Annotated in this window: 15 protein-coding genes; 10 read left to right on the plus strand and 5 right to left on the minus strand. The window is 59.7% G+C overall.

Going from position 1 to position 14,010, the window contains the following annotated elements:
• The 5 genes from betA to BMS17_RS23955 all read left to right on the plus strand — a co-directional run bounded on the left by betA (position 1) and on the right by BMS17_RS23955 (position 3,763).
• On the plus strand, positions 1–1,689 hold the full coding sequence (gene betA / locus BMS17_RS23935) for a choline dehydrogenase (protein ID WP_077431921.1): 1,689 nt from the start codon (positions 1–3) through the stop codon (positions 1,687–1,689).
• Positions 1,690–1,907: 218 nt separating this feature from the next.
• On the plus strand, positions 1,908–2,561 hold the full coding sequence (locus tag BMS17_RS23940) for a peroxiredoxin (RefSeq protein WP_046030465.1): 654 nt from the start codon (positions 1,908–1,910) through the stop codon (positions 2,559–2,561).
• A 22-nt stretch (positions 2,562–2,583) separates the two neighbouring features.
• Positions 2,584–3,042 (plus strand): N-acetyltransferase, encoded by a 459-nt coding sequence (locus BMS17_RS23945; protein ID WP_046030464.1) that lies wholly within the window; start codon positions 2,584–2,586, stop codon positions 3,040–3,042.
• Positions 3,043–3,312: 270 nt separating this feature from the next.
• A complete protein-coding gene (locus BMS17_RS23950) occupies positions 3,313–3,504 on the plus strand; it encodes a hypothetical protein (protein WP_046030461.1) in 192 nt (63 codons plus the stop codon).
• Positions 3,494–3,763, plus strand: a complete 270-nt coding sequence (locus BMS17_RS23955) for a type II toxin-antitoxin system RelE/ParE family toxin (protein WP_077431922.1) — start codon at positions 3,494–3,496, stop codon at positions 3,761–3,763. The genes BMS17_RS23950 and BMS17_RS23955 overlap by 11 nt, the downstream gene beginning before the upstream one ends.
• A gap of 117 nt (positions 3,764–3,880) precedes the next feature.
• Here BMS17_RS23955 and BMS17_RS23960 read toward each other — a convergent pair whose 3' ends face one another.
• A complete protein-coding gene (locus BMS17_RS23960) occupies positions 3,881–5,239 on the minus strand; it encodes a M15 family metallopeptidase (RefSeq protein ID WP_256577263.1) in 1,359 nt (452 codons plus the stop codon).
• 209 nt (positions 5,240–5,448) lie between these two features.
• Between BMS17_RS23960 and BMS17_RS23965 the strand changes: the two genes are divergently transcribed.
• The 5 genes from BMS17_RS23965 (at position 5,449) to BMS17_RS23985 (ending at position 9,495) form a co-directional block, all read left to right on the plus strand.
• Positions 5,449–6,426, plus strand: coding sequence for an NAD-dependent epimerase (locus tag BMS17_RS23965; RefSeq protein ID WP_046030458.1), 978 nt, complete (start codon positions 5,449–5,451; stop codon positions 6,424–6,426).
• A 43-nt stretch (positions 6,427–6,469) separates the two neighbouring features.
• On the plus strand, positions 6,470–7,210 hold the full coding sequence (locus tag BMS17_RS23970) for a glycosyltransferase family 2 protein (protein WP_046030456.1): 741 nt from the start codon (positions 6,470–6,472) through the stop codon (positions 7,208–7,210).
• Positions 7,207–7,485, plus strand: a complete 279-nt coding sequence (locus tag BMS17_RS23975) for a lipid-A-disaccharide synthase N-terminal domain-containing protein (protein WP_046030454.1) — start codon at positions 7,207–7,209, stop codon at positions 7,483–7,485. The genes BMS17_RS23970 and BMS17_RS23975 overlap by 4 nt, the downstream gene beginning before the upstream one ends.
• A 3-nt stretch (positions 7,486–7,488) precedes the next feature.
• Positions 7,489–9,030: a glycosyltransferase family 39 protein gene (locus BMS17_RS23980; RefSeq protein ID WP_046030453.1), complete on the plus strand. Its 1,542-nt coding sequence runs from the start codon at positions 7,489–7,491 to the stop codon at positions 9,028–9,030.
• 135 nt (positions 9,031–9,165) lie between these two features.
• The gene (locus BMS17_RS23985; protein WP_046030600.1) at positions 9,166–9,495 is read left to right on the plus strand and encodes a hypothetical protein; all 330 of its coding nucleotides are present in this window, start codon (positions 9,166–9,168) and stop codon (positions 9,493–9,495) included.
• A gap of 165 nt (positions 9,496–9,660) precedes the next feature.
• Here the strand turns inward: BMS17_RS23985 and BMS17_RS23990 are convergent, their stop codons facing one another.
• Genes BMS17_RS23990 through glcD form a run of 4 tightly spaced genes read right to left on the minus strand, consistent with a single transcriptional unit; the run spans position 9,661 to position 13,868 of the window.
• Entirely contained in the window at positions 9,661–10,062 is a 402-nt protein-coding gene (locus BMS17_RS23990) for a heme-binding protein (RefSeq protein WP_046030451.1), read from the minus strand.
• A 21-nt stretch (positions 10,063–10,083) separates the two neighbouring features.
• A complete protein-coding gene (glcF, locus tag BMS17_RS23995; protein ID WP_077431924.1) occupies positions 10,084–11,301 on the minus strand; it encodes a glycolate oxidase subunit GlcF in 1,218 nt (405 codons plus the stop codon).
• Positions 11,302–11,304: 3 nt separating this feature from the next.
• Complete coding sequence (gene glcE, locus BMS17_RS24000; RefSeq protein ID WP_077431925.1) at positions 11,305–12,369, minus strand: glycolate oxidase subunit GlcE; 1,065 nt, start codon at positions 12,367–12,369, stop codon at positions 11,305–11,307.
• Positions 12,369–13,868, minus strand: a complete 1,500-nt coding sequence (gene glcD / locus BMS17_RS24005; RefSeq protein WP_046030448.1) for a glycolate oxidase subunit GlcD — start codon at positions 13,866–13,868, stop codon at positions 12,369–12,371. Before glcD ends, glcE begins: the two co-directional genes overlap by 1 nt.
• Positions 13,869–14,010: the final 142 nt, after the last annotated feature.

A 14,010-nucleotide genomic window follows, 5' to 3' on the forward strand; every position in this document is an offset into this window, starting at 1 on the left:
ATGGCTACGCAAAATTACGACTACATCATCATTGGCGCAGGCTCGGCGGGTTGTGTGTTGGCCAACCGCTTGAGCGAAGACCCGGACACCTCGGTTCTGGTCCTGGAATTCGGTGGTAGTGATCGCAGTGTGGTGATCCAGATGCCCAGTGCGTTTTCGATCCCGATGAACACCAAGAAATACAACTGGCGCTACGAAACCGAGCCGGAGCCGTTCCTCAACGGCCGGCGCATTCACTGCCCGCGCGGCAAGGTGTTGGGCGGCTCTTCGTCGATCAATGGCCTGGTCTACATTCGTGGTCACGCCTATGACTTTGATGAGTGGGAATCGCTCGGCGCGCAGGGTTGGGGCTATCGTAATTGCCTGCCGTACTTCAAACGCGCCGAAAGCTACGAGTCGGGCGGCGACAGCTACCGTGGGCAAACCGGGCCGTTGCACACCACCAACGGCAACCACATGAAAAACCCGCTGTACGGGGCGTGGGTCGAAGCTGGCGCGGAAGCGGGTTACATCAAGACCGACGACTGCAACGGCTACATGCAGGAAGGGTTTGGCGCCATGCACATGACCGTGAAAAACGGCGTGCGCTGCTCCACGGCCAACGCCTATTTGCGCCCGGCCATGGGCCGTCCGAACCTGACGGTGATCACCCACGCGATGACCCGACAGATCATCCTTGAAGGCAAACGCGCGGTCGGCGTCATGTACGACCACGACGGTCAGACTCACCAAGTCTATTGCAACCGTGAAGTGCTGATTTCCTCGGGCCCCATCGGTTCGCCGCACCTGCTGCAACGTTCCGGAATCGGCCCGGCCGAGGTCCTGCGCAAAGCCGGGATCGGCGTGCGCCATGACCTGCCGGGAGTAGGGGAGAACCTGCAGGATCACGCCGAGGTGTACATCCAGTTCGGCTGCAAGGAACCGGTGACCCTCAACAGCAAAATGGACCCGCTGAGCAAGTTGATGATCGGTTTGCGCTGGCTGCTGTTCAAGGACGGGCTCGGCGCCACCAACCATTTCGAGGCGGGTGGTTTCATTCGCTCGGACAAGGGGTTGCGCTGGCCGGACATTCAGTTCCACTTCCTGCCTGCTGCGATGCGCTACGACGGCAATAAACCGATCAAGGGCCATGGCTTCATGGTGCTCACCGGGCCGAACAAACCCAAGAGCCGCGGCTTTGTGCGCGCGGTTTCAGCCGACCCGTATGAGCATCCGCAGATTCAGTTCAACTACCTGCAACGGGAAGAGGACCGCGAGGGCTTCCGCCGCTGCATCCGGCTGACCCGGGAGATCATTGGCCAGAAAGCGATGGACCGTTTCCGCGATGGCGAAATCGCACCGGGCGCACAGGTGACCAGCGATGAAGACCTGGATGCCTTCGTGCGTGAAAACCTCGAAAGCACCTACCACCCCTGCGGCTCGTGCCGCATGGGCGAGGACGACATGGCGGTGGTGGATTCCGAGCTGCGGGTGCATGGCATCGCCGGGTTGCGCGTGATCGACTCGTCGGTGTTCCCGACCGAACCGAACGGTAACCTCAATGCACCGACGATCATGCTCGCCGAGCGGGCCAGCGATCTGGTGCGCGGACGCACCATGCTGCCGGCTTCCGACGCGCCTGTCGGCCTTGTGCAAGATTGGGAAAACAGCCAGCGGTCGACGCTGCCGGGACGCAACGTCCGGGTTTGATGTGTTCGAAATGAATCAGGTCGCCGGTCGGGCGACCTGATTGGTTTTGCTCTTATGAAATCAAAGGCTTATTGATCCAGTACGGCGGTCACTGCCGTGTCTTGAAGCGTCTCCTATACTGATCCGCGTTGGCAGGTTCAACACCGATCCTGAATGCCGTTGGAGACGTCCCCCATTCCGACGGTTTTCCCTACGACCCCACAGTAAGGAGAACGAACATGGCAATCCGCATTGGCGACGAGGCACCGGACTTTACCGTCGAAAGCACCGAAGGCACGCTGAACTTCCACGAATGGATTGGCGACAAATGGGCCATTCTGTTTTCCCATCCGAAGGACTTCACCCCGGTATGCACCACTGAACTGGGCTACATGGCAGGGCTCAAACCGGAGTTCGACAAGCGCAACACCAAGATCGTCGGACTCAGTGTCGACCCGGTCAGCAATCATGCAAGCTGGGCCAAAGACATCGAAGAAACCCAGGGGCACGCCGTCAACTACCCGATGATCGGTGACGAAAACCTGGTCGTGGCGAAGCTCTACGACATGATCCATCCGAATGCCAGCGGCGGCGCCCGCACCGCCGTAGACAATGCCACCGTGCGCTCTGTGTTCATCATCGGCCCGGACAAAAAGGTCAAGGCCATGCTGATCTACCCGATGAGTGCCGGGCGAAACTTCGATGAGGTACTGCGTCTGCTGGATTCCCTGCAACTGAACGCCAAACACACCGTCGCGACTCCAGTGAACTGGCGTCCGGGTGAAGACGTGATCATCCCCACGTCGGTGTCCGATGAAGACGCACGCAAGAAATACCCCGATGGCTTCAAAACCATCAAGCCTTATTTGCGCACGGTTGCGCAGCCGAAGTAACGCATTGCAGAGGAACCTCAAAATGGTCGTACAAGCCCTGCGTGTCGACGCCACCCATCTCGACAAGGTGGCGCGTCTTTTCGACGCCTACCGAGGCTTTTACGGCCAGCCCTCGAACCTGACGCAATCGCGCGATTTCATCGCCGAACGTATTGCCCGGGACGAATCGGCGATTTTCCTCGCCGAAGACACCGCAGGCCACGCGTTGGGTTTTGTGCAGTTGTACCCGACGTTTTCCTCCATTGACGCCCACCGCACATGGTTGCTCAGCGACCTGTTCACCAGCCCCCAGGCCCGAGGGCGAGGGGTCGGGACGTTGCTGATGAACACCGCTCGCGAATTTGCGGTGTTGAGCGGTGCCAAGGGCATGGTGCTGGAAACGGCCACCGACAATCTTGGTGCACAGCGTTTGTATGAGTCATTGGGGTATGTGCGTGACGGGGGGTATTACACGTATTGCCTTGATTTGAAGCAGGGTTGAGAAGGAGCCGGGCCTTACGAAAGTGGCTGGGGCGGCAACCGCGCGTCATAAAACAGGCACCGTAAGACGTGCGACTGCTTTCAAATAATCGAAGAAATATCCCACAGGGTTTTAGGGTTGGCGCTCGGAAGCGAGGCGGGTAGCGTGGTCGCTGCAACAGGAAGGAGTGAGCGGACTGTCGGTAGCAGGCATGAACGCCCTTCATCTTGCCAGCGACGACAGCAAGCCACTTACCGATTAGACTGCTAAACATCAAATCCGGAGGTCACTATGAGCGCCGAACTTTCCCCCATCGTTTCAGAGTTTGAAACTGAAGAGCAGGCTGCCAGCTACGACCATTGGTTTCGTGCCAAAGTGCAAGCCTCGCTCGATGATCCACGCCCGAATGTCCCACACGATCAGGTGATGGCTGATATGCGAGCCTTGATCGAATCCAAGCGCAACAAGCGCGATGCTGGTTGAGTGGCGGCCCGAGGCTCGGGCTGAACTCTGGCAAATTCTGGATTATATTGGCGACCGTCACCTTGTAGCGGCTAGTGAGTTGTACCAAGCTATTGAAGTTGCTACCTCAGCACTTCCTCAACATCCCTACCTTTATCGATTTGGCCGTGTGCCCGGTACACGGGAAATTGTTGTGCACCCCAATTATCTGGTGGTCTATAGAGTGACGGATCGAATTGAGATCGTGACCGTTTTGCATGCCCGGCAGGAATATCCCTGACTTTTGATTGGGCTGTTCTGTACACGACGCTCCGCTTATTCAGCTCCTTTGTTTTGGCGGTTGGCGAGCTTTGGTAACAGTACCTTTCCAGTTGATCCAACCCAAGCGCCACCAACGTCACGGCAAATTCCAGCCCTCTTGAAACCGCTCGTATTGCGCCTGCGGCATTTGCACCAGCAACGGTGACTCGCGAGGGTCCAGCCATTTGAGCAGCGCGGCAATATCTCCCTGATCCATGGCCGTGCAGCCCAGCGTCGGTGAGGTCGGGCCGCGCCAGATATGGAAGAAAATGCACGAGCCCGAGCCCGCATTGGCCGGGGTATTGTGCTCGATGAAAATGCCTTGGCGATAACCTGGCTCGTTGCGCATGTGCTCAGAACTGCTCCAGTCCTTGGCAATCGCCGCGCCGTCGACCAGTTCGTTGTAGCGTCTGGACTGGCCGTCATCCACGCATTCGGTGCTCGGTGTCAGCGAGAGGTACGGTAATTGGGTGTCGGCCGTGGTGTCGTAACCGAATGCCGTTCCGAGTTTGAAGACCCCGGCCGGTGCCTTTCCGTCGCCTTCGCGTTTGACCGGGCCTTCACCGGCGTCAACGCTGGCAAGACCCTTGCCCCAACCCATGCCGTTTTTACCCACCATCACTGGAAACGCATCCCCAACTTTTCGAAAGGAGGTGCCGTCGCGCTCATAGCGCTGTGCGGTGCCCTGGATGTCATCCCAGTTTTTGCTGGTAACCACAATCAACTGGCCACTGGCAGCGATCGCGTCGCGGGTGCTGATGGGTGTAATCGGGAAGTCCATCACGTCCTTTGGCGCGCCTTCGCCACCGAACGTGAAGTGCCACCATTCCTTCGAATACCCGCTAAACCCTTCTTTCTCCATGGCGCTGCTCAGGCGCTGACGGTTTTCTTTTGCGGTGGCATTGATCGAAGGGTTGGCGGTGTGCGCGCGTTCATCGAAGCAATCGAACCCGGTGCCCATGTCGAGTGCGCCGTCATGCCAGCGCTGTTCATAGGGGGCAGTGCAATCGATGGGCGCGGCCAATGGCGTCCATTGGTCGGCGGGCAAGGCGTTCGGACCGGTCAGTGTCAGGTCCACGGTCGAGCCTCTGGAGTGCCCCGACACCCGCGCCACATAGCCCAGGCGCCAGAAGTCCTGTTTGTCCACCCGTGGATAGAACTCGGCCTTGCGTGGGTCGCCCGGTTCTGTCGCGAAGCGGCCCATGTCGGCGACGGCGCGGCTGGGTCGATAGCAATCGAATACCTTCAAACCGTAGCCCTGCAGGCGCAAGGCCGCCTGGACCCGGGCGAGGGCCTTGGCGGTGTCCACGAACAACAGGCATTCGGCTGCGTCGTAACCGTCGAGCCGGTGCCCGGTGAAGTTGTGAGCACCGGCATAACGCATATCCTGTTCTATGCTCGGGTCGATGGTGCGCAAATACACCATGTTCGCAGGCCTTTGTTCGGCACTGGCCATGCCGCAAATGACAAGGCTTATCAGTAGCGTCAAAACGCGATTGCGCACTCTTGTCGCCTTCATACAATTTAAATAAATATGTAACAAGATTTCACCATTGGACAGGCAGGGTAACGGTGGCTTCGTGTCAACGATGTCACGGGCCTCAATGACTTATCAATGGTGCAGGGCATGAAGTTGAAGCGGGTCTCGAATAATAATGAGGTGCTATGACTGTTCTGGTTACCGGCGCTGCCGGTTTTATTGGTTATCACACTGTTAAGCGTTTGTGTCAGCAAGGTCTTGAAGTGATCGGTATCGACAACCTCAACGACTACTACAGCGTAGAGCTCAAAAGGGCACGGCTCAAAGAGTTGGAGTCCTTGCGGGGTTTTCGTTTCCAGCGACTCGATATTGTCGACAAACCGGCCTTGATGACGTTGTTCAAAGAGCATGCTTTCACCGAGGTCGTGCATTTGGCGGCGCAGGCGGGTGTTCGCTATTCGCTGGACAACCCGGACATTTATGCGCAATCGAACCTGGTGGGTTTTCTGAATGTATTGGAAGCCTGTCGGCACCATCGCCCGGAGCATTTGATCTATGCGTCGAGCAGTTCGGTGTACGGCACCAACAGCAAAATGCCGTTCAGCGTCGAAGACGCCGTCGATCACCCGGTTTCGCTGTATGCCGCCAGCAAACGCGCCAATGAAATGCTCGCGCACAGTTATAGCCATCTCTACGGAATTCGTACCAGCGGCCTGCGCTTTTTCACCGTTTACGGGCCGTGGGGCCGGCCAGACATGGCCTTGTTCAAGTTCACCAAGGCGATCCTCAATGACGAGCCGATCGATATCTATAACCACGGCGAGATGGCCCGCGATTTCACGTATGTCGATGACATTGTTGAAAGCATTGCGCGCCTGCGGACAAAACCGCCGGTACAGGGCGATGACGGTGAAGCCGCCAACCGAATCTTCAACATCGGCCGGGGCGAACCAGTGCCGTTGCTGGCGTTCGTCGACTGTCTGGAAAACGTGCTGGGCATCAAGGCCCGGCGCAATTACTTACCGCTACAGGCGGGCGATGTGATCAAGACCTGGGCCGATGTGTCGGTGCTGGCGGACTGGGTCGATTTCCGCCCGCAAGTAGCGGTTGAAACCGGTGTGGCGGAATTTGTGAAGTGGTATCGCCACTTCTATCAGCTATGAAGCGTTCACCCTTGATGTCAACCAATAGCGGCGGGCGAACCCTGTGAGCCAAAATATTTTTGTATCGGTACTGATTCCGGCAAAGAACGAATCCAACAACCTCAAGCCCTTGATTGAGGAAGTGCGCGCCGCATTGGCGGATGAAGCGTACGAAATCGTCGTGGTCGACGATGGCAGCACCGACGCCACCTTGCACGAACTGCAACAGATCAAAAACAGTGGCCTGAGCACGCTGCGCATTTTGTGTCATGAGCGTTCGCTGGGCCAAAGCACCTCGCTTTACCATGCCGCGCTCGCGGCTCGCGGGCAGTGGCTGGCGACGCTCGATGGCGACGGTCAAAACGACCCGGCGGACATCCCCGGCATGTTGCAATTGGTGCGTGGCGGTCATGGTCCGGTCGACGTTCAACTGGTGGCCGGTCACCGGGTCAACCGCCGCGACACCGCGAGTAAACGCTGGGCGTCGCGTTTCGCCAATGGTCTGCGTCGGCGCATGCTCAACGACGCCACGCCGGACACCGGTTGCGGGCTGAAGCTGATCGAGCGCGCAGCGTTTTTGCGCTTGCCGTACTTCGACCATATGCATCGATTCCTGCCAGCACTGATCCAGCGTCACAACGGCCGAATGATCGTCCACCCGGTCAACCATCGTCCCCGTACGGCCGGGGTGTCCAAGTACGGCAACCTTGACCGCGCGCTGGTGGGCATTCTGGACCTGGTCGGTGTCTGGTGGCTGATCAAGCGCACGCGCCTCAATACCAAGGCACTGGAGATCGAAGGATGAGTTTCTCCCGCGAAACCCTGTGGCTGGCGGTCGGTTTCATTGGCCAGATCGCCTTCACCGGTCGTTTTGTCTTGCAATGGTTGTACAGCGAGTACCAGAAGCGCAGCGTGATTCCCGTGGCGTTCTGGTACTTGAGCATCATCGGCAGCGCATTGCTGCTGGCCTACGCGATTTACCGCCAGGACCCGGTGTTCATTGTCGGTCAGGCGTTTGGCTCGATTGTTTATCTGCGCAATTTGCAGCTGATTGCCAAAAGCAAACTGGTGAAGGAATGAGTCATGCGTAGATCGCTGTCGCCCGGTGTTGAATGCCTGGGCCTGATGTTGCTGGCGCTGCTGTTGATCGGCGCCGGATTGGGGCTGCGTCAGCCACAGAATGTCGACGAGGAACGATTCCTGGGTGTTGCCCTGGAGATGTTGCACAACAGTTCGTGGCTCATTCCGCACCGGGCGGCAGAGATTTACGGCGACAAGCCACCGATTTTCATGTGGACAGTGGCGTTCTTCAGTTGGTTGACCGGGAAACCGGCCATTGCCCTGTATATTCCGGGCCTGTTGTCGGGCGTGACGGTCACTGCAGTGGTCTACGATTTGGGCCGCCGTTTGTGGAATCAGCGTATTGGCCGGATCGCAGCGCTGCTGTATCTGGCCACGTATCAGACCTACAGCATTCTGCAGACCGGTCAGATCGACAGCTTTCTGGTGCTGTTCACCTCGGTCGGCCTGTACGGCCTGGCGCGGCACCTGTTGCTCGGCCCGGCCTGGCGCTGGTTTTACCTGGGCTGCGCCGCCATGGGCGTGGGCGTGATCACCAAAGGCGTCGGGTTCGTCCCTGCATTGATGTTGATTCCCTATGCCTATGCCGTGCGCAAAGACTGGTCCGGCGTGGTGGCGATGCCGGGCGAGGCGCGCAAGTGGTGGTTGGGGTTGGCGGTGATGTTGGGTGCCACGGCGATCTGGTTGCTGCCCCTGGCGTTGTCCATCGTGCTCAACGGTGGCGCTGATGAAATCGCCTATGCCAAGGAAATACTGCTGCGTCAGACCGCAGGGCGATATGCCGCGGCCTGGGACCATCGCGAACCGTTCTGGTACTTCTTCGTTTATGTGATCCCGCAATACTGGCTGCCGCTGGTGCTTGCATTGCCGTGGCTGGTGCCCGCGTGGCGTCGGCAGTTGCGCAAGCACGACGGTCGCGTGTTGGTGCTGCTGGGCTGGGTCATGCTGGTGGTGCTGTTTTTTTGCATCAGCAGCGGCAAGCGCAAGTTGTACATCTACCCGGCGCTGCCCGGGCTGGTGCTGGTGGCGGCACCGCTGATTCCCTGGTTGCTCAAACGCTGGTTCAGCCAGCGCCCGCGCGGTCGGCAGGTGTTCCAGGCGGTGGCCGTGATCTGGTTTGCACTGTGGTTCGCCCGAGGGTTCATCGAACCGGTCAGGGACGGTGCCAACCCGCATAACGCGATCATGGAACAGGCCGCGACAATGACCGGTGGCGCGGAGCTGGTGTTGGTCAACTGGCGTGAGGGGCACTGGTTATACGCCCGGCAACCGATTGTGCATTTCGGCATGGCCGGTTCCTCGGTCGAGCAAGCGGCCCAATGGTTGCGCGATCATCCCAAGGCGTTTGCACTGGTGCCCGACGAGGAGCTGGGCAAGTGTTTCAATGCCCAGACCGCCCGTGAGCTGGGCGAAACCTCGCGCGCGCAGTGGTCGATTGTGGGCGCCGATGCGGACAACGGTAAGTGTCATCCCTTACCGCCAGCCAATGTCTATCACTTCACCTGGAACGAGCGGGTGAATGAGATGAGGGCGGCGCTGCGCTGAGGGTGCGTTATCGGGCTCAGGGCTGATCCTGAGCCCGTTTACTGTTGTTTGATCAAATAAGGCAATTTGCTGGCCCCGCAAGCGCAAAACTATCGCCAAAATCACTTTATTTTCAGGTGGTTAGGGCTAATGCAAGTGCGCAACGTAGCTGTCACGATGATCTCGTTTGCCCTGGCAAGCACTGCCGGCGCTGTCCAGGCCAGGGAATTGATGCCCAATGACCGGTATATGTGCGACTGGGGTGCAGGAACGGCGGCGAGAGCGCAGGAACTCAAGCTGTCCGGGGTGTCGCTGTATGCCGCGCGCCAGAAGATTCAGGTTTATAAATTCAACAAATCGTGGATGCGCATGATGGCGATGGGCATTACCGAGCAAACCTACGACAGCCCTTCGCGCTACACGCCTGCTGCTGTGCGGCAGAGTTTCTATGAAGAATGCGTGCGGTTTAAGTTGGCGCGTAAATAACAACGCACGAGCGTGTAGCAGCTGGCGAAGCCTGCGTTCGGCTGCGTAGCAGTCGTAAATTCTGTACGCGCGGAGTTCCTGAAACACAGCATCGTAGGATTTCACGACTGCTACGCAGCCGAACGCAGGCTTCGCCAGCTGCTACAGGCTGCTTCGCTGAGGGTGTTACTTCAGGCATTGCGCGCCGGCCCTGGCCACTTGTGCATCCTGCTCGGCCTTGACGCCGGACACGCCGACCGCGCCAATCACCTGCCCACCGACAATGATCGGCACGCCCCCTTCAAGTGACGTCAGTAGCGGCGCTGATAAAAAGGCGTAGCGCCCACCGTTGACCATCTCCTCGTAACCCTTGGATTCGCGCCGGCCCAACGCCGAGGTGCGGGCTTTTTCGGTGGCAATGTAGGCGCTGATGGCCGCGCAACCGTCGAGGCGTTCGAGCGCCAGGGGATGCCCGCCGTCATCGACAACAACGATGGTCACGGCCCATTGATTGTTCTGTGCTTCGGTGCGGGCGGCGGTGAGGATCTGGCTGACCTCGATCTGGCTCAGTACGGCTTTACTCTTCATGGCAATGGCTCCAAAGGGTGATCAGGGCAGGGCGGCTTCCACCAGTTCAATCCAGTGCCGGACCGGGGTTCGACCGGCACCGTCGAGATGGGTCTGACAACCGATATTGGCGGTAACAATGACTTCGGGGTGCCCGCTTTCCAGCGCATTGAGTTTGTTATCGCGCAGTTGTCGGGACAGTTCGGGTTGGGTCAGCGAATAGGTGCCCGCCGAGCCGCAGCACAGGTGGCTGTCGGGCACGGGCGTGAGGTTGAACCCAAGGTTCGTCAGCAGAGCCTCCACCGCGCCACCGAGTTTTTGCGCATGCTGCAAGGTGCAGGGGCAGTGGAACGCCAGGCGCTGATCGCTGTGGATGCCGAGTTTTTCCAGTGGTTCATCGCGCAGCACTTCGACCAGGTCCTTGGCCAGGGCGCTGACCTTTTTCGCCTTGTCGGCATAGGCCGGGTCGGTGCGGAGCAAGTGGCCGTAGTCCTTGATAAATGCACCGCAACCGCTGGCGGTCTGCACGATGGCTTCGGCACCGCTCTCGATGCTCGGCCACCACGCATCAATGTTGCGGCGGGCACGGTCCAGCCCCGCCGCCTGGGCGTCGAGGTGATAGTCGACGGCGCCGCAGCAACCGGCCTCGCGGGCCGGTATGACGCTGATGCCCAACCGGTCCAGCACGCGTGCGGTGGCGGCATTGGTGTTGGGTGACAAACCCGGCTGAACGCAGCCTTCCAGGATCAATACCTGCCTGGCGTGGCGCACCGTCGGTCGTGGTTTCGCCGGGTACACACGGCGCGGCAGTTTGGCCTGCAAAGTGTTTGGCAGCAGTGCACGGAACACTTGCCCACTATTGACCAGCGCCTTGAACAGTCCGGGATTGGGCACGACGCTGCGCAAACCTTCGCGCAACAAGCGCTGCTCGAGTGAGCGCGGTACGGCCGCGTCCACGACTGCGCGACCGATGTCGAGCAAGTTGTGGTAATCGACGCCGGAGGGGCAGGTGGTTTCGCAGTTGCGGCACGACAGGCAACGGTCCAGGTGCTGTTGGGTTTTGCTGGTGACCTCGTGGCCTTCCAGCACCTGCTTGATCAGGTAGATGCGTCCCCTCGGCCCATCCAGTTCATCGCCCAGCAACTGGTACGTTGGGCAAGTGGCGTTGCAAAAACCGCAGTGCACGCACGTGCGCAGAATGCTTTCGGCTTCTTCGGCGCGGGGCAGTTGGCGGGCGTGTTCGCTGAGTGTGGTCTGCATGGTTCAACACTCCGCATACAGGCGACCGGGATTGAAGATGCCCCGTGGATCGAGCTGCTGCTTGAGGTTTCGGTGGTACAGCATCAGCGCCGCCGGCAACGGTTGGAAGGGGCTTTCGATCAGGCCGTGGCTGTAACAGGTCACATGCCCGCCGACCTCGCTCACGATCTTGCGAATGAACGATGCCTGCGCCTCGGATTTGAGCCAGCGCTGTGCGCCGCCCCAATCGATCAGTTGCACACCGGGCAGGGAAAGCCGAGGCGTGTTGTGAGGCAGGGACAAGCGCCAAAGGGGCTGGTCCTCATCGAAGAAACTCAGTCGATGCTCATTGAGGTCTTCCCAGTACGACGCGTCCAGCAACTCGCCGCCCAAACGGTCATGGGCCGCCGCCACCGAGCCTTCGCCTCCTTCCAGCCGCAGGTGCAGGCGTTGCCCGTCGTGGCTCGCCCCGCTGATCGGCAGCGGCTGTTGGCCCCATTCCGCCAGGAGCAGCAAGGCACGGTCGCTGTCCACTTCCAGGCTGATACTCAGGCACTGACGTGGTTTGGGCAGGACCTTGAGCGAGACCTCCGTCACCACACCCAACGCCCCGAAACTGCCAGCCATCAAGCGCGAGAGGTCGTAGCCTGCGACGTTCTTCATGACTTCGCCACCGAAGCGCAAATGCTTGCCTAGCCCGGTGATCACCCGCGTACCGAGGACAAAATCTCTGACCGATCCAGACCACGGGCGCCGTGGCCCCGACAATCCGCAGGCAATCATGCCGCCGACGGTGGCGTCGTCACCGAAGGAGGGCGGTTCGCACGCCAGCATTTGCTGCGCGTCGTCCAGGACGTTGGCCAATTCTGACAACCGCGTACCGCAACGGGCGGTGATCACCAGCTCGGTCGGGTCATAACTGACGATGCCTCTATGAGTGCGTGTGTCGAGGACTTCGCCCGCGACGATGCGCCCAAGAAACGCCTTGCTGTTGGAGCCCTGAATGCGCAACGGCGTGGCGTTTTGCAGCGCCTGATTGACCTGCTCCAGCAGGGCATCGCTGTCATCCATATCGTAGGGTTCAAGCATCAGAAACGCTCCAGATCAGGGAAGGGCATCTGACCCGAATGCACGTGCATGGCGCCAAACTCGGCGCAGCGGTGCAGGGTGGGGATGTTCTTGCCGGGATTGAGCAGGCCGCCCGGATCGAAGGCGGCTTTGACCGCATGGAACAGCGTCAACTCATCGCTGTTGAACTGCGCGCACATCTGATTGATTTTCTCGCGGCCCACACCGTGTTCACCGGTAATGCTGCCGCCGACCTTCACGCACAACTCAAGGATTTTGCCGCCCAGGGTTTCGGCGCGATCCAGTTCGCCGGGTTGGTTGGCATCGAACAGAATCAGCGGATGCATGTTGCCGTCGCCCGCATGGAAAACATTGGCGACCCGCAGGCCATATTCGACCGACAGCGCAGCAATCGCCTGCAACACGCCGGGCAGTTCGCGGCGCGGGATCGTCCCGTCCATGCAGTAATAATCGGGTGAGAGGCGTCCCACCGCTGGAAAGGCATTCTTGCGTCCGGCCCAGAAGCGCACGCGCTCCGCTTCGTCACGGGCCTGGCGGACTTCGGTGGCGCCGGCCTGTTCCAGCACTAGGCGCACGCGGTTGCAGTCATCGAAAACGTCGGCCTCAACGCCATCGAGTTCGCAGAGCAAAATGGCTTCGGCGTCGACGGGATAACCAGCGTGGATAAAGTCCTCGGCGGCGCGAATGGCCAGGTTGTCCATCATCTCCAAACCACCGGGGATGATCCCGGCCGCAATGATGTCGCCCACTGCGCGACCGGCCTTTTCGACGGAATCGAACGCGGCCAGCAGTACCTTTGCCGTTTGCGGTTTGGGCAGCAGTTTGACGGTGATTTCGGTAATCACCCCGAGCATGCCTTCAGAGCCGGTGAACAGGGCCAGAAGGTCGAAGCCCGGTGAATCGAGTGCTTCGCTGCCCAGCGTCAGGTGTTCGCCATCGACGGTCAGGATGTCGACCTTGAGCACGTTGTGCACGGTCAGGCCGTACTTCAAGCAATGCACGCCACCGGCATTTTCGGCGACGTTGCCGCCAATAGAACAGGCGATCTGCGAGGAAGGGTCCGGCGCGTAGTACAGTCCGAAGGGCGCGGCCGCCTGGGAAATCGCCAGATTACGCACCCCCGGCTGAACCCGCGCCGTGCGGGCGGCGGCGTCGATATGCAGGATGTTGTTGAAGCGCGCCATCACCAGCAATACGCCTTTTTCCAGCGGCAATGCACCGCCGGACAACCCGGTACCGGCACCACGGGCAACCACCGGGACGTGCCGTTCATGGCAGAGTCGAAGGATGCCCTGGACTTCGTCGAGGTGGCGGGGCAGCACCACCAGCAGCGGCGTGGTGCGGTAAGCGGAGAGCCCGTCGCATTCGTACGGTCTGAGTTCCTCCTGCTGATGCAGGATTTCCAGATCCGGCAACCGTGCTCGCAGTGCCTGGAGCAGGGCGGCTCTGTCGACCTCGGGCAAAGCGCCGTCGACGCGTTCATCGTAAAGAATGTTCATAGCCTGATCGCGACCCTCAGTTATTTTTATTAGAGGTCAGTTTCCGGTGATAGGTCCTTGGCAAACGTTAGCTCAGTTGCGCGCTTGAGCAGATTTGATTTTGACGCACCCATAAAAAAACGGGCGTCTTCAAGACGCCCGG

It is taken from the genome of Pseudomonas sp. C9, from assembly GCF_002000165.1.
In the GTDB taxonomy this organism is placed as follows: Bacteria; Pseudomonadota; Gammaproteobacteria; order Pseudomonadales; family Pseudomonadaceae; genus Aquipseudomonas.